The organism is Salinicoccus cyprini (assembly GCF_007713705.1).
Classification (GTDB): Bacteria; Bacillota; Bacilli; order Staphylococcales; family Salinicoccaceae; genus Salinicoccus; species Salinicoccus cyprini.
In genome coordinates this window covers 372,100-390,530 of record NZ_VMSJ01000001.1, presented here as the reverse complement: position 1 = coordinate 390,530, position 18,431 = coordinate 372,100, and the positions used below count along the sequence as shown (strand labels likewise).

Genomic DNA, 18,431 nt, shown 5'->3' with positions numbered 1-18,431 from the left:
TAATCAGATTTCTAGCCGTGGATCTGTACAGTGACCACTTTGAGGTACTTGCCGTTCCTATAGCCCTTCACTGTCGGAAAGTCTTTCGGCAGTCCTTTGACATCAGTAAGCGTATACGACCGTCCCGCTTCTGCAAGCGTCCTGTCGATCTGCTTTTTGAACTGGTTCAGCGTAGCGCTTTCGAGGTTCTGGCTAAGTATCAGATGCCCATCCGGTTTCAGTATTTCGAGCGCTGCCCTGATCAGCTTTGGAAAGTCGCGTTCGACTTTGAATACTTTCTTTCCGGAACGGGCAAAGCTTGGCGGATCCATCAGTATTACGTCGAAGTGATGCCTGTTTCTTGCCGCATAGCCCAGATATTCGAATGCTTCCATTATATAGATGTTCTGTCCATCGGTGGACAGGTTGTTTGCATTGAAGTTTTCTGTAATCAGTTCGCGGCTCCGCTTTGCCAGATCGACACTTGTCGTCATCATGCCGCCCTTACGCGCCGCAATGGAAAATGTCCCGCTGTAGGCAAACATATTAAGGAAGGACTTTGCATGATATGGATTCTGCTCCAGTGCTTTACGTGTCTCCCGCTGATCCAGGAACAGCCGGGTCATCGGACCTTCGTCGAGATGCACGCTGTAGGTCACGCCTGACTCGAGCACGGTGATCGGAAACTCGACATTGCCTGTCACTTGGCGATTCTTCACTTCCATTTTGCCCTGATCGCTGAATCGTGTCTGCTCCGTGATGGAATCCGGGTTGAGTTCGACCATCAGTGTCTTGATGATGAGATCACGGATCTTGTAGATGCCGCGGGAGTAGAAAGTGATGAGCAGATGGTCATCATAATTGTCGACAGTGAGTCCGCCGATGCCATCACCGATCTCATTGAATAGACGAAAGGCGGTCGTATCGGTTTGGTTGTACAGTGGTGTCCGCTTCTCCACCGCCTCCCTGATGCGCTTTACGATGAATGTATCATCAATCGTCTCCTGTTCATCATGGGTCAGTATCCAGCCTCTTGTCTTCTGCTCGAAGCTCAGCATGGCGATGCCGATCAGCTTGCCGAATGGATCTTCGACCCTGACAATCTCACCGTCCTTCAGAAAAGTATCATCACTCAGGTCATCTCTGTCGATATTCAGCTGACCATTCATGTATGGCCGTTCATGGCCTTTTTTCAATTGTATCGTATTCATTGGAATGTCTCCCTTTCTGTCATGAAACTATGGAATAGGCTTGCTGCCAGACTGCTCGTCCGGCCATCGATATCAAGTGAAGGTGCCACCTCGCTGATGTCGAAGCTTGTCAGATTCCGGAGTTTTGCAAGCTGTGCCACCATATCATGGATTTCCTGGGACGTATAGCCGTTCTGCGCAGGTGCGCTCGTGCCCGGCGCCACACTCTGCTGGACTGAGTCCATGCACAGCGTCGCAAATACTGCATCATATTCCCTGAGCGACCGAAGTGCCCGGGTATAGACATCCGTCTGCCGCACTTCATTCATCGATGCATACTTGACGCCGAAACGGTCTGCCGTCTCAAACAGTGTCCGTGTGTTCCCGGAAGCCTGGATTCCGAAAACGTAGTAGTCGACATTCGGGTCACCGGAGAGGATCTGATGGAACATCGTTCCCGATGACGGCCGCTCATCCCTGAGGTCAAAGTGTGCATCGAAGTTGACGACAGCGAGCCTACTATCCGGAAATGCCTGCCGTACTCCAAGGTAGTGCCCATACAGCGTTTCATGTCCGCCACCGATGATGAGCGGAAACTGATCATTCGACAGCACTTCGGCCACGCTTTGTCCAAGAGCCGCCTGTGATGCTTCCAGTTCTTCATCCCCGATAATGCTGCCGTAGTCGAATACCGGTTTTTCGTAGGGCATCGATGCGATTTTCTGCCGTACAGCGACCGGGCCATCGTAGGCACCAGGGCGGCCTTTATTCCGCTTCACCCCTTCTTCCGAACGAAAGCCGATGAATACCGGTGCACCTGCAGGCGTACTGGCATCCCACTTTTCTATGACCTGGTGGAGCCGCTCCTTGACGGCGGGGTCATCCACCCTGCCCGAGTAGTCGTGATGTTCAATTTTCTTCATAACCTATCTCCCCTTATCGAATTCCTTGAATATGCTGATGATCAGAAGCGGTGTTGTCAGCAGGACGAGAAGAATATTGAACGGCAGTATGAAGAGCGACAGCTCCACATCCTTGAATACCGTAATATACAGGCTGACCGTCACTTTGAGCCATAGGGCGGTGATGAAGATCATCTGCCTGTTGTAGAACCTGTTCTGGGTCATGTTGAAGAATGTTGTAAATAGATAGGCGACCGCAAGTGCCAAGGATAGGAACAAGTTCACCCATTCGTATATATACTGCATATCCGACAGATTGAAATACCCTTCCGTAAAGACACCCTGCCTGTTATTGAACTCGATCAGGATGAAGATCAGAACGAGTGCACCGAGCAGCAGCTCGATATAGTTCGGCCTGAGCCATGATGGAAACTCGACTTCCATGAACGTCTTCACTTTGTGCAGCAGTCCACTGCGCATATCGTAGAGATGTTTTGAAAATTTGAGATATTCATCCGGATGCAGACTGCGCCGCTTGTGTTGTCTGGAAAGCGTCGCCGCATCCCCCTTCTTCGGTTTCTTAAGCAGGTTTTTCGATTTCGACAGGAATACACCCACCCATAGCGCCATCAGTGACAGCACCCAGATGATCGCAAAGAACATGTCGATCGACAGGACATCAGTCGGTGACAGTGTCGTTTCTATATTCGAGTACACTGCATTCTGCGTAAAGAAGTAGGCCAGTCCATAGAAGAACAGGATGACCATATAGTGCTCCTTGCGGTGCCTCGGATCCAGATGCTCGTTGAAGATGCTGTAGAGCATATGGACAATGAAGGCAAGCATGAAGAACAGTGCAAACCAGCCGTACACCTGGAACATCAGTAATGTCGTCACCAGGAACAGGACGAACGAAAGACCAAGAAAGAAAAGAGAAAGACCTGTATCGAATTCCGTCGTCCGCCGGATGAGCTGCGCCACCTTGAACATGCCGGCTCCAAACAGGATGAGCAGAATGCCGGCGATGATCGGAAAACCGCCGATGACGATGCCGAGTATATTGATGACTTCCACAAAGAACGCATTGAACAGATCGAAGAACGTTTCGATCCTGGAAATTTCCAATGCCTCTCCTCTGATCCTGCCTGTGTTGAACAGGATGAACAATCCTGATATGACAAAAAACACTCCGAGAAGAATGCTTATGATCACTTCACTTTGCTGTTTCAACCATTTCATTTTCATTTCACCTCAATATCCCTTCCCATTATAGAGGATTTAGTGGTTGAATGCACCGAATCCCCTTTTCATCAAAAATAAATATCCTTTATTTTGTTTAATGGTCCAAAGTGCGGGGTATTTCTCAACTAACAGCAGATAAGAAATAATAATATGTGATATCAAAACAGTTATAACAGGAGTGATTTGAAGTGAATTTCAACGATAAAGAACAAGAAGAAAAGACACAGGAACAGAACGCACCAACGAAGGAAAATCCGCAGGAAGGCATGGATACCGAAGCGGATCGAGATGGTGACAACAACAGCAAAGACAAGCAGTCCGACATGAAGGATGCAGCAAAGGAAGCACGTACTAAAGAAAATCCAGCAGAAGATATCGATACTGAAGCAGACAGAAAAGTCGACAAGGGCAAGGATAAGGAAAGCGATGCGTCCGGTTCTGAAAAGACCGAAGAGGAAATTCAGGATTCATTCGAATAATGGAAAATGCGTTGCCAGTTTTTCTGGCAACGCATTTTTTGTTGATCCGTTCAATTATTTCAGAGCGTGACGGCCGATATCCCGGCGGATGAAAACTTCGCCTTCGTTGAATTTCACCTGATCGACGTTGTGGTAGGCCGAATCGATTGCTGATTCTATCGTTTCGCCCTCGCCTGTCACAAGCAGTACCCTGCCGCCAGCCGTCACCCAACCCTCATTCTCCTGCTTGAGCCCGCTGACGAAGCTTTTCTCGCGTACTGCTTCAAAATCGATGGTATGCCCCTTGTCATAGGAACCCGGATAGCCGGCGCTCGCCAGCATGACGCCGACCTGGTAGCGGGGCGAAAACGTCAGCGTGAACGCCTCTTTCCTGTCCACCTTCTCAAGTACGTCAACAAGATCATCCTCCATCAGGGATAGGAGGATCTGTGCTTCCGGATCGCCGAAGCGCGCATTGAACTCGATGGTCTTGACCCCTTTGTCCGTGACGATGGCGCCGAGATACAGTACCCCGAAGTAGTCCAGCCCTTCAGAGACCATGGCTCGAGCCATCGGCCCCACGATCTGGTCCACTGCTTCCTGTCTCACACTTTCAGGAATATGCCTGACCGGCGCATATGCCCCCATGCCGCCGGTATTCGGCCCTTCATCATTATCGAATGCACGCTTATGGTCCTGCGCGATGATTTCGAATGAATGCGTGTAGTCGCCATTGACGAGTACCATCAGGGAAAACTCCTCCCCTTCCAGAAACTCCTCGATGACGATCGGTGCATCGGAATCCGCCATCAGGGCGTCAAGCCCTGCAAGCGCCTCGTCCATATCGGTCGCCACGATGACACCCTTGCCGGCAGCCAGTCCATCCTTTTTCAGAACGATCGGTGCGCCGACGGATTCTATGTAGCTGTACGCAGCGTCATAATCTGTAAATGCCTTATATCGTGCAGTCGGTATATCATACTTCTCCATGATATCTTTAGTGAAGGCTTTCGAGGATTCGATCTTCGCCTCCTCTTTTCTCGGACCGAAAACTTTGATGCCCCGTCCTTCAAGGTAGTCTGCAATGCCCTCGCTGAGCGGCGCTTCCGGTCCGACGACCACCCACGCCACCTGCTTGCTGGTGCATAGTGCTGCTATCTTCTCGAAGTCGGTCTCCCCGATTTCAGGGACGACTTCCGCGACATCGCGCATGCCATCATTTCCAGGAATTGCATAGACCGTTTCAATACGATCGGACTGCGCGAGTTTTCTCGCCAGGGCATGCTCCCTGCCCCCGCCGCCGATTACTGCAACATTCATCTTGACTGCTCCCTTCATTTTCAAAAATAAAATAGCCGGATCTCTCCGGCTCATATCTCTAGTGCTTGAAATGCCTCATGCCTGTAAACACCATCGACATGCCATTTTCGTTGCAGAAATCGATGGATTCCTGATCGCGTTTCGATCCGCCCGGCTGGATGACTGCCCGGATGCCATTCTCGTGCGCCAGTTCAACACTGTCCGGCATCGGGAAGAAGCCATCACTCGCCATGACGACGTTTTCTCCGAGTTCGAGTGCACGGTTGATGGCAATCTCGAGTGCACCGACCCGGTTCATCTGGCCGGCACCGATACCGACGGTCTGCTTTTCATTCGCCAGCACGATCGCATTGCTTTTTACATGCTTCGATACTTCCCATGCAAGCGCCATGGCAGCCATCTGATCGCGTGACGGCTTGTTTTCGGTAACGACTTTAATATCGGATTCATCGAGTGCGCCGGTATCCTGCGTCTGGACGAGATAGCCACCGGATACGCTGACAAACTCCTCGGCATGCGCGTCTTCATGATAGTCCGCTTCAAGCAGACGGATATTCTTCTTCTGCGTCAGGATCTCGAGCGCCGCCTCGTCATAGGAAGGCGCAATGATGACTTCAAGGAAGATGGAATGCAGCTGTTCGGCCGTCTCACGATTGACCGGCTTGTTCAGTGCAACGATGCCGCCGAAGATGGACTGGCTGTCCGCTTCGTGTGCATTCTTGAATGCTTCCGAGATGGTTTCGCCTGTGCCGACACCACACGGATTCATATGCTTCACTGCAACCGCAACCGGCATCGTGAACTTCTTGGCCAGCTGGAACGCAGCATCCGCGTCGCGGATGTTGTTGTAGGACAGTGCCTTGCCGTGAAGGACATCCGCGTTCAGTATCGTATTGCGATCTTCGGTCGTCCGGACGAGACGTGCCGCCTGATGCGGATTCTCACCATAGCGCAGCGTCTCTTCAGCCTGGCTGAAGTGGTTGACAATCGCCTGGTCGTAGTCGTTCGTATGACGGAAAACCTTGACCATCAATGAACGGCGATAGGCCTCATCAAGCGTATTCGATTCGATGCGCTGAATGATCTCGCCGTAGTCTTCAGGAGAGACGATGGTCGTGACATGCTTGAAGTTTTTCGCAGCCGCACGGAGCATCGTCGGTCCGCCGATATCGATATTCTCGACCGCTTCAGATTCCGAAACATCTTCTTTTGCCACCGTCTCCTTGAACGGGTAGAGGTTGACAGCGACAAGGTCGATGGTTGAAATGCCCTGTGCATCCAGTGCCGCCATATGGTCCTTGTTGTCACGGTCTGCCAGAATGCCCCCATGGACTGCAGGATGGAGCGTCTTCACGCGTCCGTCGAGTATTTCCTCAAATCCTGTCAGATCACTGACATTCTGCACCTTCACACCAAATGATTCGATGACTTTCAATGTACCGCCTGTGGAATAGATTTCAAAGTCGTTGCGCGCCAGTCCACGTACAAACGGCTCCAGTCCTCTCTTATCGGAAACGCTAATGAGTGCCTTCTTCATCGTCTCTCTCCTTCAAAACTTTTTTTATTGCTGCGGGATAGAGTGCATACTCCACCGCATGGATCTTTTTTTCAACATCTTCCAATGTATCCCCTGCTTCGATCAGAACCGGCACTTGTGCAATGATCTCTCCTGTATCGATGCCGGCATCGACATAATGGATGGTCACACCCGTCACCTTCACCCCGTATTCATAGGCATCCCGGATGCCGTCGCGTCCTTTGAAGCTTGGCAGGAGCGAGGGATGCAGATTGATGATGCGGCGATCATAGGTCTCGATGAACTGCGGTGACAGGATGCGCATGAACCCTGCCAGCAGTACGTAGGAAACATCGTGTGCCGCCAGTGTTTCGAGTATCGCCGCTTCATGCGCCGCTTTCTGGTCGAAGTCCTTGCGGCTATGTACGTGATGCGGAATGCCGAGATTCTGTGCCCGCGTAATGGCGAAGGCATCATGCTTATCCGAGATCAGTACGGCAATCTCCATACCGATCCCAGACGCATGACGTGCCAGATTTTCAAAGTTGGTACCGCCACCTGAAGCGAGTACAGCCACTCTAATAGCCATGGATCTTAAGACCGCTTCCTTCGGTCACCTGGCCGATCAGTTCAGGGGATTCTCCAGCCGACTGCAGAATCTCCAATGTCTCATCAACATCTTCCGGATCGACACACAGTATGAAGCCGATACCCATGTTGAATACGTTATAGGCTTCATTCCGGTCCATTTCACCGAGTGATATCAGCCATTCGATGACTTTCGGCACTTTGACGCCGGAAACATCGATATCGATGCCGACATCCGCCGGGAATGCACGCGGTATATTTTCAATGAAGCCGCCCCCTGTAATATGGCTCATCGCTTTGACGTCGATACGGTCGATGACTTTAAGCACGCTTTTTACATAGATGCGTGTCGGTGCCATCAGCAGATCGATGATCGGTGTACCATCAAGGTCATCTTCAACATCAACAGAATAGTTATCCAGCCATTTTCTGACCAGACTGTAGCCATTGGAATGAATGCCGCTTGAAGGCAGGCCGATGATACGGTCGCCCGGTTTGGCATGTGAGCCATCGATGTACTTCGTCTTCTCCACTGCACCGACACTGAAGCCGGCAATATCATATTCGCCATGGCCGTACATATCACCCATTTCGGCCGTCTCACCGCCGATCAGTGCACAGCCTGCAGCTTCACAGCCGGTCGCTACCCCTTCGACGATATCGGCAATGTGCTTCGGAACGACTCTGTTGACGGCAATATAATCCAGAAAATAGAGCGGTTCTGCGCCTGTCGTCAGAATATCGTTGACGCACATTGCGACAGCATCGATGCCGATCGTCGTATGACGGTCATGATCGATGGCAAGTTTCAGCTTCGTACCGACACCATCCGTTCCGGAGACGAGCACAGGGGATTTCATATTCAGCTTCGACAGATCGAATGCGGCACCAAAGCCGCCGAGTCCACCGATGACTTCTTTGCGCATCGTACGCTTGACATGCGTCCTGATCTGGTTGACTGCCTGGTATCCTGCTTCTATATCTACGCCGGCATCTCTATATTGTTCTGACATGTCAGACCCCTTTCGTTTTCAGATCCTTCTCCTGCGGGAGGAGACGATCGATGATTTCAATTGGATAGTTGCCTGTGAAGCAGGCGTCACACTGGCCCTTCGAGCCATAGGAGTAGTACACATCGTGCATCGCATCGACGGAAAGGTAGTTCAGTGAGTCCGCACCGATTTCGTCACGGATCTCTTCTGTCGACTTTGTCGAAGCAATGATTTCTGCATGGGTCGATACATCGATGCCATAGAAGCACGGGTTTTTGAGCGGTGGTGAGGAGACGCCCATATGCACTTCCTTCGCCCCTGCTTTTTTCAATGCCTTGACGATGAAGCGGCTCGTCGTGCCCCGCACGATGGAGTCATCGATGACGATGACCCGCTTGCCTTCCACAACATCCCGGACAGGCGACAGCTTCATGCGTACCGCACGCTCCCGCGCCTCCTGGCCTTTCGATATGAATGTCCGGCCGACGTAGCGGTTCTTGATCAGACCCTGCTCCTGCGGTATGCCGGATGCTTCCGAGAACCCTTTTGCCGCTGCAAGGCTTGAATCCGGTACACCGATGACGATATCGGCCTCGATATCCATCTCGCGTGCCAGCTGCTGGCCGAGCAATTTGCGGATCGTGTACGTCGATGTGCCGCGAAATTCGGAATCCGCACGGGCGAAATAGATGTATTCCATCGAGCACAGATTCGGTTTCGACACATCCGTGTAGTGGTCGAATTCGATGCCCTGCTCATTCAGCGTGATCAGTTCACCGGGTTCGATATCGCGAATGTACTCGGCACCAATTGCCGTAAACGCACACGTTTCGCTGGCGACGCAATACGCATCATCCACCATGCCGAGCATGAGCGGACGGACACCATGGTCATCGAGTGCGATTGTCAGTGAATCCTCGTCCAGGATGACGAATGCAAAGGCACCCTTCAATTGGCGCAAGGCCGTCTTGATGCGCTGCTTTTTGTCCGGGCTTTTATTTTTACGGATCAGGTGAGCCAGTACTTCGGAGTCCGAGGATGTCTGGAAAATGGCACCGTCATCCTCAAGTGCTTCGCGTACGCTCAGTGCATTGACGAGGTTGCCGTTGTGGGCAAGGCCAAGGTCGCCCTTGTGGCTTTTGAACAGGAACGGCTGGACGTTCGACAGTTCACTGCCGCCTGTTGTCGCATAGCGGACGTGTCCGATGGCATGCGGAAACGTATCAAGTGACATGAGCTGCTCCTTCGACAGTGCTTCCGTCAGAAGGCCCATGCCGCGTGCGCCGAACAGGTATTCACCATTGGAGCAGACGATGCCTGCACCTTCCTGCCCGCGGTGCTGCAGGCTGTGCAGTGCAATATAGGTCAGTTCACTGGCTTGTGGATGGTTGAAGATTCCGAACACGCCACATTCTTCATTTAGTCCACGGATGTCATACATTGTGGAATTGCCCCTTCCCAAATACTTGAAATCGTTTCAATGCTTCTGTCGATTGTAAGATCACGTGCTGCGATATGGAACTCTTCATCCGTCAGTCTGCCGATTTCTTTTCCGTCCGTGATATTCTGGCCGGAAGGTGCAATCACGATATAGCGGGACGCATTCTCTGCAAAAAGATCTTCACCGTCGAGGTCAAGTGTCGCGTCGATGCCGAGCTGGTGGAACGCTGAGAGCTGTGCCAGTTTGATGGCGATGCCGCCACGACCGACCGGTGCAATCTTCTTCACTTCTTTATTGATGAGACGCTCGCGCAGGTCCATGCCGCGCGCATATTCCAGTTCAAGGTCGATATGGCGTGTCTGCTTTCTGATATCATTGTCGATCAGCTTCTCGATCTGGCTGCCGGCGAATGCCTTTTCCGTCTCGCCGACGAGGTAGACGGCGTCGCCTGATTCGACTTTGAGATCGGCCATGAAGTTGACATCCTCGATCAGGCCGACCATGCCGATGACCGGGGTCGGCAGGATGGTGCCTTTCGATTCATTGTACAGACTGACGTTTCCGGATACGACCGGTGTCGACAGCGCGGCACATGCTTCAGCCATACCGCGTGTCGATTCGCCCAGCTGATGATAGATTTCCGGTTTTTCCGGGCTGCCGTAGTTCAGGCAGTCCGTCATCGCCAGTGGAACCGCACCGGTGGAAATGATGCTGCGGAAAGTCTGGGCCACTGCTTCCTTGCCGCCATTCAACGGGTCGGCATAGACGTAGCGGCTCTTGCCGTCGATGGCCATCGCAATCGCCTTGTCCGTCCCTTCGACACGCACGATGCCGGAACCGAAACCGGATTTCTGTACCGTGTTCGCGCCGACCTGATTGTCATACTGTTCATATATATAGCGTTTCGAACCGTGTGTCGGGTGGCCGATCAATGCATCGAAGACGGTGTTCAGATCCTGATCTCCATAATGATGCGCTGTGTCGTCTATTGCCGGTGCCGCGCCTTCCAGAATGTAGACCGGTGCTTCGTCGGATAGCGGCTGAACCGGAATGTCCGCATATTTTTCGCCGTGGAAGAAAAGCTCAAGACGGTCGGTATTGGTCACTTCTCCGATGACTGCTGCATCGAGCTCGAAGTCTTCGAACATCGACAGGAACTTATCTTCTGTACCGTCCTTGACGACGAGCAGCATGCGTTCCTGTGTTTCCGACAGCATCATTTCGTAAGGTGTGATGCCGGCTTCCCTGACCGGTACCTGATCGAGATGCAGCGCAATACCGGACTCGCCTTTAGCTGCCATTTCAGCACTTGAAGATGTCAGACCGGCTGCGCCCATATCCTGGATGCCGACGAGTTCCGGCTGCTGGATTGCTTCGAGTGTCGCCTCCATCAGCTTCTTGCCTGTGAATGGATCACCGATCTGTACGGATGGACGCTTGGACTCGGATTCCTCCGTCAGTTCCTCTGATGCGAAAGTCGCACCGTGAATGCCGTCGCGCCCTGTTTTCAGACCGACGTAGATGACTTTATTGCCGATGCCTTTCGCCGTCCCCTTCTGGATCTTGTCATGATCGATGATGCCGACACACATTGCGTTGACGAGCGGGTTACCGTCATAGGAGCGGTCGAACTCGACTTCACCGGAGACGGTCGGGATGCCGATGCAGTTGCCGTAGCCGCCGATGCCGGCAACGACACCTCTGAGCAGACGGCGATTGTTCGCTTCTGAAAGTTCACCGAAACGCAGTGAGTTCAAGAGACCGATCGGACGTGCACCAATCGAGACGATGTCGCGGATGATGCCTCCAACACCCGTTGCTGCACCCTGGTAGGGTTCGACAGCGGATGGGTGGTTGTGGGATTCCACTTTGAACACGACCGCCTGATTATCGCCGATATCCACAACGCCTGCACCCTCGCCCGGTCCCATCAGTACATGTTCGCCGGTTGTCGGGAACTGTGTCAGGAAAGGCTTCGAGTGCTTATAGGAGCAGTGCTCACTCCACATGACCGAAAAGATGCCGGTTTCCGTGTAGTTCGGCTGTCTGCCGAGAATTTCGACGACCTTGTCATACTCCTTGTCGGAGAGCCCCATATCGGCATACAGTTTTTCTTCTTTTATCACCTGTTCGTTCGGCTCAGTGAATGTAATCATGTTCTGCCTCCCATTCCGTCATTCTTGCAAAAAGTCTCATGCCATCGTCGCTGCCGAGCAGTGCTTCCAGTGCGCGCTCCGGATGCGGCATCATACCGAGGACATTGCCGTTTTCATTGATGATGCCGGCGATGTCATTTCTTGATCCGTTCGGGTTATCGTTGTACGTCAGTACAATCTGGTTGTTGGCTACGAGCTGCTGGTACGTTTCGTCGTCACAGTAGTAGTGCCCTTCTCCATGCGCCACCGGGTAGACGACCGTTTCCCCTTCTTCGTACTCGCTTGTAAATGGTGTGTCGTTATTTGTAATCGTCAGCGTCTCATTGCGTGAAATGAAAGTATGTGTATCGTTGAAGATGAGCGCACCCGGCAGGAGGCCGATTTCGGTAAGAATCTGGAATCCATTGCATACGCCGAGCACCGGCTTATTATCTGCCGCCACTTCTTTGATGGCCGCTGTGATCGGTGCCACACTTGCCATCGCGCCGCTCCTCAAGTAGTCGCCGAATGAAAAGCCGCCCGGAATAAGTACGCCGTCGAAGCCGGAGAGCGTTGTCTCACGATAGTCGACGTATTCCGCTTCGCCGCCCGCCTTGACGATTGCGTTCAGCATATCTCTGTCACAGTTGGACCCTGGAAATCTGATGACTGCAAACTTCATTACTGGGACACCTCTTCGAGCACCTTGTATGAGTACGTCTCGATGACTGTATTGGTGAACAGTTTCTCGGACAGCTGGCGCACATTCTCATCGATCTTCGCGTCATCCGTCTCGTCGATGTCGAAATAAAGCACCTTGCCGACGCGGATGTTGTTGATTTCGTCATGATCCAGTTCGTGCACCGCGCGATTCAGTGCTTCACCCTGCGTATCCAGTACCTGCGGTTTCAATGTAACGATCAGTTCTACTTTTTTCATTATTTAAGGGCCTCCATCTTGTTATAGAATTCACTGTACGTATCGAGCAGCGAACCGGTGCTGTTGCGGTATACATCCTTATCGAAGTTCTCTTTCGTCTCCATATCGACGATGCGGCACGTATCCGGGGAAATCTCATCCGCCAGAACGATGTTGCCGGCCTGGTCCTTGCCGAACTCTACTTTGAAGTCGATGAGCGACAGCTGCATCTCTTCCATCATCCGGCTGAGGACACTATTTATTTTCAAAGCAGCTGATTTCAGTGCTTCGATTTCATCAGGTGTTGCGAGTCCGAGCATCTCCACATGCGCGTCCGTCAGAATCGGATCGTTCAATTCGTCCTTCTTATAGTAGAATTCCACGAGTGGGGGTGTCATCAGCTGATAGGGCTCGAGTCCGAGACGTTTGACGATGCTGCCGGATGCATAGTTGCGGACGACCACTTCAAGCGGAATGATTTCGACCGAACGGACGAGCTGTTCCGTTTCGCTGATGCGCTCGATGAAATGGGAAGCGACACCATGATCGGCCATATACTGGAAGATATCGGAGGAGATCAGGTTGTTGAGCCTGCCCTTGCCTGTAAGGAAATCATGCTTCTCCCCATTGCCTGCCGTCACTTCATCCTTATATTCGATGCGGTAGACATCCTCCGCCTCTGTACGGTAGACCCTTTTTGCCTTGCCTTCATATAACAGCATCATACTTCGACTCCCTTGATAAATTTTTGCTCGAGCTGGTCAAGCGTAGTGTCCAGATCATCAGTCAGTACAGTAACATGTCCCATCTTGCGGGCAGGCTTGCGCCCTGTCTTGCCGTAGACGTGGACACGCCAGTCGGGTTCGGTGAAAAGCTTCTCTTCAAGGCGATCGAGGTCATCACCAAGCAGGTTCATCATGACCGCAGGCTGATGCTGATGGACTTCGGGCATCGGATGGTCGAGAATCGCCAGAATGTGTGCGTCGAACTGGCTGATGCTGCATGATTCGATCGTATGATGCGCCGAGTTGTGTGGTCTCGGTGCAATCTCATTGACGTAGAGCTTGCCTTCCTGATCGATGAAGCACTCGACCGTGAATACACCGACAAAGTGCATCGCAGCCATGATCTTGTCGACTGCTGTTTTCGCCTCTTCCATATAGTCGACACGCGCCGGTGCAATCGTACGGTAGAGTATCTGATCCTTATGCAGATTCTCCTGCAGTGGAAAATAGACGACCTGGCCGCTCGTGCTGCGTGCAACGGTCAGTGACACTTCCCGTTCGAGCTGCAGATATTTCTCCACCACCCATTCCGCTTCATCAAATGGAATGTCGAGTGTGTCGAGTTCGGCTTCTGTCTCGATCAGCACCTGGCCCTTGCCGTCGTATCCGCCTGTCGACGTCTTGACGATGACGGGGAGCTGATGGCTTTCGATGAACTGTTCGAGTTGAGCTTTGCCTGCAAGCTTTTCGTAAGGAACGACATCGGCTCCGGAATTCCGGATCGCCGTCTTTTCAAGATCACGGTTCTGAAGTGTCAGGACCGTTTCGGCACCTTGCGGCACATGATAGTCGTTGACGAGTGTGCGCAGAATGTGTGCGTCTATATTTTCAAATTCGTAGGTGACGACGTCGGATTGTTCGCATAGCTGCTTCAGTGCATCAAAATCGCTGAAGGCTGCATGGATGAATGTATGGCATGTGCTGCGTGCCGGTGCATCTTCAGAAGGATCCAGAATGGCAACTCTATAGCCCATCCTGAGCGCGCTCTGCGCCAGCATCTTACCGAGCTGTCCGCCGCCGATGATACCGATTGTGCCACCCAGTCTAATTGAGGTCATTCTGCATCGCCTCCACTTTCTCTTCCAATGATGTCGTGTATGCTTCAAGTTTTTCGTACAGCCCGGAATCGCCCACGGCCAGCATCCTTGCCGCCAGTATGCCGGCATTCGTGCTGCCTGCCTTGCCGATCGCCGTCGTAGCAACCGGTATGCCGCCAGGCATCTGGACGATTGACAGGAGTGAATCAAGACCTTGCAGCGCCTTCGATTCAATCGGTACGCCGATGACCGGTACGTTTGTCATCGATGCCACCATTCCAGGCAGGTGTGCAGCGCCCCCTGCACCTGCGATGATCACCTTGATACCGCGTTCATGTGCCGTTTTTGCATAATCCATCATCATCTCCGGTGTACGATGGGCACTCACCACTTTTTTCTCATAGGGGACCGAAAAAGTATCCAGCATATCGCATGCATGCTTCATCGTCGGCCAGTCCGAAGAACTGCCCATAATAATTCCAACTGTCATGAATAAATACCCTCTCTGCATTCAGATGTTTTTTCCTCATGTATAGCTTAACAATTTGGATATGGATAATCAACCTAAAAGCGAACGTTTTTATTTATTTATATTATATAGTTTGTATTTTGTTATCATTCAGGTTGCTTTTTTAAATAAACATACGGTATTATGTGGGTTAAACGGCTTTACGAAGTCGGATACGTATGGTGTTTATTCTGCTTGAAAATGGAGATTTGAAGCAAAGTCATGGATAATGGAAATGGAATATCATTCAGGAGGCGTTTTTAAATGACAGCAGAACTTTTGAACGGCAGGGAAATTGCGAAGGCCTATCGCGCAGGTCTCGCGGAAGAAGTCGAGAAGTTGAAAGCTCAGGGCATCACCCCGAATCTGACAGTGGTCATCGTTGGAAACGATGGCGCTTCGTTGAGCTACGTCCGCTCAAAAAACAAGGCGGCCGAGAAGATCGGCATGTCTTCCGGCATCATCCATCTGGATGCAGATGTTGCGGAAACGGAACTGCTCGATACGATCGAACGACTGAACAACGATGACACCGTCAATGGCATTCTCGTCCAGGTGCCGCTGCCTGAGCAGATCAGCGAAGAGAAAGTGCTCGAAGCGATTGCCCCACATAAAGATGTTGACGGTTTCCACCCGACGAACATCGGTCGACTCTACACCGGCCAACGCACTTTTGTACCGTGTACACCACTCGGCATCATGGAACTGCTCAAGCACACCGGACCACTGGAAGGAAAGGACGTCGCAGTCATCGGACGCTCCCACATCGTCGGCCAGCCCGTCGCCAAGTTGCTCACTGATGCCCATGCAACTGTTACGTTGATGCACTCCCGGACACAGGGCATGATTGATAAACTGAAACACTTTGACGTCGTCATCAGTGCCGTCGGGGCACCCGGACTCGTTACCGGGATGCATCTGAAGGAAGGCGCCATCGTCGTCGATGTCGGCAATAGCGTCGTCGACGAAAAACTCGTCGGAGACGTCGACTTCGAATCCGCCAAGGCAGTCGCCAGCTACATCACCCCGGTGCCCGGCGGCGTCGGCCCCATGACCATTACGATGGTCCTCAACAATACACTGCTCGCTGCCAAATGGCATAACGGGCTTGAATAGGAGAAACCCCGGATTTCATCTGATTGCGTAATTGCAGTCGGATGGAATCCGGGGTTTTTGAGTTTATGCGGGGATGTTGAGCGATGAGACACCTAATTGTTACTCGTCGGGCGCACGAACGTCAATTGGACGCCTAATTGTCACTCGTCGGATGCACGAACGTCAGTTGGACTTAAAATTTATCAAATTTTCCTATCTTTGTACTTGCTCGTGACATTAATATCACAGTATTCCCATACTTGCCTCATATTTTTGTAAGCGGCGTGCTTGCCTCTTGATATTGCCTCAAAATGTTTAGCCAGTAAAAAACGAACGTACCTTTCAGACACAATATTATCCACAAAATGAATAATATTTCTAACTCGGAGGTTCCTATCATTACGCAGCACGCCATATTCACAGATGGACCTTAGAACTGCACGTTCTTTGGCTTCTTTATTTCCACACCCCAAACACTTCAGATGATATCTCATCACCATGTGCCGGAAACCGCCGCAGCCAGCACACCGGACGCCTTTCTTCAGTCTTGAATATACATCATCGTCGCATGCGGGTGCCGGATATGGATTGTCTATAAAATAAGACTCAATCCGGCGACACAGCATATCGATCGGCATCCGCATCACTACACTCCCCTCATCCATCGTCTGCAGGTGCTTCTTCAAAGTATGACGCATCACGAATCTTTCATCGATACCCGCTTCCGATTCAAAAGTAAAGTGCTCATTGATGAAAACAATCAATCCTTCCGCCTGCAGGGATAAATCGATCTGCCGCAGCATGAGATGCACCTTCTCCATCGACCGCTTCAGCTGTACAAAGATATCCTTGATGATGGGGCGTCCATTGACGGACCACCTGCCATTGAGATAGGCGTAGTCCCCGGAGTAGTTCTTCACATCGAAAATGAAGACCCCCGTTTCTGTCACCACCATCGTATCCACCTGCGTCGGCCCGCCGGCATCAATCCATATATCCCGGTACACACGCCATTGTTCATCACCATACCGTTCCATCCAGAAATCGAATGTGCATTCCCCTTCATGTCCGATTTCAAGCGCCTCCAGCCTGCGCTGGTCTTCTGTAGACAGCCCCCCTCTGATATCCATGAGTTCCAGCCACTGGTGTTCAATCGTTTTTCTTCTTTTATGCATAATAAAAAACCTCCTTTCCTATATATGGTGGAAAAGAGGCATTTTGATTTTTTTTAGATGTAGATAATTAATATAATTCGAATCAATAAATTAACTATCGCAATTTTATACTAGTTTCTTATGATGATATAGATCAGATAAGCGACATATGCTACAAGCAGTACAGCCCCTTCTTTTCGTCCGATCTTGAAATGCGTTCGTGAGAAGATCAGCAGCAGTACAGTCAATGCAACCATCACCCAGCCATCGAAGAACAGCTTGGATTCGGCAGCGATCGGTGCGACGGTCGCTGCAGTACCTGTTACAAACAGGATGTTGAAAATGTTACTGCCGACGACGTTACCGATTGCCATGTCGCCCTTCCCTTTCATGGCTGCTGTTACAGAAGTCATGATTTCAGGCAGGGATGTGCCCACAGCGACAATTGTCAGCCCGACCAGTGCTTCACTCATGCCGAGCGCCAGTGCGATTTCAGTGGCGCTGCTGACGACCATTTCTCCGCCGATGATGATTGCGACCAGCCCGCCAATTGTGAAAAGAATGTTTTTCAGCCACGATTCACCGACATCCGTGTTCACTTCTTCTACATTGTTCGAACGGTTTTTACGTGCCATCTCGAATACATAGTATAGAAATACTGCGAAGAACAGCAGGATGATCAGACCATCGCCACGGGTGATGATATTTTCTCCACCGCTCTGAAGTGCGACATCGACCATCAGTATCATCATGACGATTGCCGCAAGCAGTGCAAAAGGAATTTCCTTCCGCACGGTTTCACTCTGTACGGTCAGTGGTGCAATCAGCGCAGTAAGACCGACAACGACAGTTATGTTCACAATGTTACTTCCGATGACATTACCGAGGACAACGCCGGAACTCCCATCGATTGCTGCCAGAATGGCAACTGTCGCTTCCGGCGAGCTGGTGCCCATCGCCACAATCGTCAAGCCGACGAGGAGTGGCGACACATTGAGTTTCACCGCAATGTTGGACGCTCCTTCAACAAAATAATCAGCACCCTTGATCAGCAGTACGAAGCCGACGATCAGAAGAATATATTCCAAAGGTTTCAACTCACTTTCCATATAGTTGTTATAGACAGTACATTCCCTTAAAAATCAACTCAAACACAAAAAAATTCTTTAGC

General features: G+C 51.4%; 18 protein-coding genes. 2 read left to right on the top strand and 16 right to left on the bottom strand.

The genetic code is table 11. The features are described from left to right. Positions 1-11: 11 nt before the first annotated feature. The 3 genes from FO441_RS01880 to auxA are packed head-to-tail and all read right to left on the bottom strand — an operon-like array spanning position 12 to position 3,310. Positions 12-1,190 (bottom strand): class I SAM-dependent rRNA methyltransferase, encoded by a 1,179-nt coding sequence (locus FO441_RS01880; RefSeq protein ID WP_145284972.1) that lies wholly within the window; start codon positions 1,188-1,190, stop codon positions 12-14. Further along, complete coding sequence (gene hutG, locus FO441_RS01875) at positions 1,187-2,092, bottom strand: formimidoylglutamase (RefSeq protein WP_145284969.1); 906 nt, start codon at positions 2,090-2,092, stop codon at positions 1,187-1,189. The genes FO441_RS01880 and hutG overlap by 4 nt, the downstream gene beginning before the upstream one ends. Before the next feature lie 3 nt (positions 2,093-2,095). Continuing rightward, the gene (gene auxA, locus FO441_RS01870) at positions 2,096-3,310 is read right to left on the bottom strand and encodes a lipoteichoic acid stability factor AuxA (protein WP_145284966.1); all 1,215 of its coding nucleotides are present in this window, start codon (positions 3,308-3,310) and stop codon (positions 2,096-2,098) included. A 191-nt stretch (positions 3,311-3,501) separates the two neighbouring features. Between auxA and FO441_RS01865 the strand changes: the two genes are divergently transcribed. Beyond that, the gene (locus tag FO441_RS01865; RefSeq protein ID WP_145284963.1) at positions 3,502-3,792 is read left to right on the top strand and encodes a hypothetical protein; all 291 of its coding nucleotides are present in this window, start codon (positions 3,502-3,504) and stop codon (positions 3,790-3,792) included. 54 nt (positions 3,793-3,846) lie between these two features. Here FO441_RS01865 and purD read toward each other — a convergent pair whose 3' ends face one another. The 11 genes from purD to purE are packed head-to-tail and all read right to left on the bottom strand — an operon-like array spanning position 3,847 to position 14,993. Beyond that, on the bottom strand, positions 3,847-5,091 hold the full coding sequence (gene purD, locus FO441_RS01860) for a phosphoribosylamine--glycine ligase (RefSeq protein WP_145284960.1): 1,245 nt from the start codon (positions 5,089-5,091) through the stop codon (positions 3,847-3,849). 58 nt (positions 5,092-5,149) lie between these two features. Beyond that, a complete protein-coding gene (gene purH / locus FO441_RS01855; protein WP_145284958.1) occupies positions 5,150-6,628 on the bottom strand; it encodes a bifunctional phosphoribosylaminoimidazolecarboxamide formyltransferase/IMP cyclohydrolase in 1,479 nt (492 codons plus the stop codon). Further along, positions 6,609-7,196: a phosphoribosylglycinamide formyltransferase gene (gene purN / locus FO441_RS01850; RefSeq protein ID WP_186365446.1), complete on the bottom strand. Its 588-nt coding sequence runs from the start codon at positions 7,194-7,196 to the stop codon at positions 6,609-6,611. Before purN ends, purH begins: the two co-directional genes overlap by 20 nt. Then, positions 7,186-8,208 carry a phosphoribosylformylglycinamidine cyclo-ligase gene (gene purM, locus FO441_RS01845; RefSeq protein ID WP_145284955.1) on the bottom strand — a complete coding sequence of 341 codons (1,023 nt, stop codon included), beginning with the start codon at positions 8,206-8,208 and terminating at the stop codon, positions 7,186-7,188. Before purM ends, purN begins: the two co-directional genes overlap by 11 nt. 1 nt (position 8,209) lies before the next feature. Next, a complete protein-coding gene (purF, locus tag FO441_RS01840; protein WP_145284952.1) occupies positions 8,210-9,628 on the bottom strand; it encodes an amidophosphoribosyltransferase in 1,419 nt (472 codons plus the stop codon). Further along, positions 9,607-11,784: a phosphoribosylformylglycinamidine synthase subunit PurL gene (gene purL / locus FO441_RS01835; RefSeq protein ID WP_145284949.1), complete on the bottom strand. Its 2,178-nt coding sequence runs from the start codon at positions 11,782-11,784 to the stop codon at positions 9,607-9,609. The genes purF and purL overlap by 22 nt, the downstream gene beginning before the upstream one ends. After that, entirely contained in the window at positions 11,768-12,445 is a 678-nt protein-coding gene (gene purQ / locus FO441_RS01830; protein WP_145284946.1) for a phosphoribosylformylglycinamidine synthase subunit PurQ, read from the bottom strand. Before purQ ends, purL begins: the two co-directional genes overlap by 17 nt. Continuing rightward, positions 12,445-12,702: a phosphoribosylformylglycinamidine synthase subunit PurS gene (purS, locus tag FO441_RS01825; RefSeq protein ID WP_145284944.1), complete on the bottom strand. Its 258-nt coding sequence runs from the start codon at positions 12,700-12,702 to the stop codon at positions 12,445-12,447. The genes purQ and purS overlap by 1 nt, the downstream gene beginning before the upstream one ends. After that, a complete protein-coding gene (purC, locus tag FO441_RS01820) occupies positions 12,702-13,406 on the bottom strand; it encodes a phosphoribosylaminoimidazolesuccinocarboxamide synthase (RefSeq protein WP_145284941.1) in 705 nt (234 codons plus the stop codon). The genes purS and purC overlap by 1 nt, the downstream gene beginning before the upstream one ends. Next, positions 13,403-14,524, bottom strand: a complete 1,122-nt coding sequence (gene purK / locus FO441_RS01815) for a 5-(carboxyamino)imidazole ribonucleotide synthase (protein WP_246094980.1) — start codon at positions 14,522-14,524, stop codon at positions 13,403-13,405. The genes purC and purK overlap by 4 nt, the downstream gene beginning before the upstream one ends. Then, on the bottom strand, positions 14,511-14,993 hold the full coding sequence (purE, locus tag FO441_RS01810) for a 5-(carboxyamino)imidazole ribonucleotide mutase (protein ID WP_246094978.1): 483 nt from the start codon (positions 14,991-14,993) through the stop codon (positions 14,511-14,513). The genes purK and purE overlap by 14 nt, the downstream gene beginning before the upstream one ends. A gap of 282 nt (positions 14,994-15,275) precedes the next feature. Between purE and FO441_RS01805 the strand changes: the two genes are divergently transcribed. Next, positions 15,276-16,127, top strand: a complete 852-nt coding sequence (locus tag FO441_RS01805; protein WP_145284936.1) for a bifunctional 5,10-methylenetetrahydrofolate dehydrogenase/5,10-methenyltetrahydrofolate cyclohydrolase — start codon at positions 15,276-15,278, stop codon at positions 16,125-16,127. A gap of 182 nt (positions 16,128-16,309) precedes the next feature. On the opposite strand, the gene FO441_RS01800 is transcribed toward FO441_RS01805, so the two are convergent. Continuing rightward, a complete protein-coding gene (locus tag FO441_RS01800; protein WP_145284932.1) occupies positions 16,310-17,281 on the bottom strand; it encodes a nuclease-related domain-containing protein in 972 nt (323 codons plus the stop codon). Positions 17,282-17,391: 110 nt separating this feature from the next. Continuing rightward, on the bottom strand, positions 17,392-18,348 hold the full coding sequence (locus FO441_RS01795) for a calcium/sodium antiporter (RefSeq protein ID WP_145287293.1): 957 nt from the start codon (positions 18,346-18,348) through the stop codon (positions 17,392-17,394). Between the last annotated feature and the right edge of the window lie 83 nt (positions 18,349-18,431).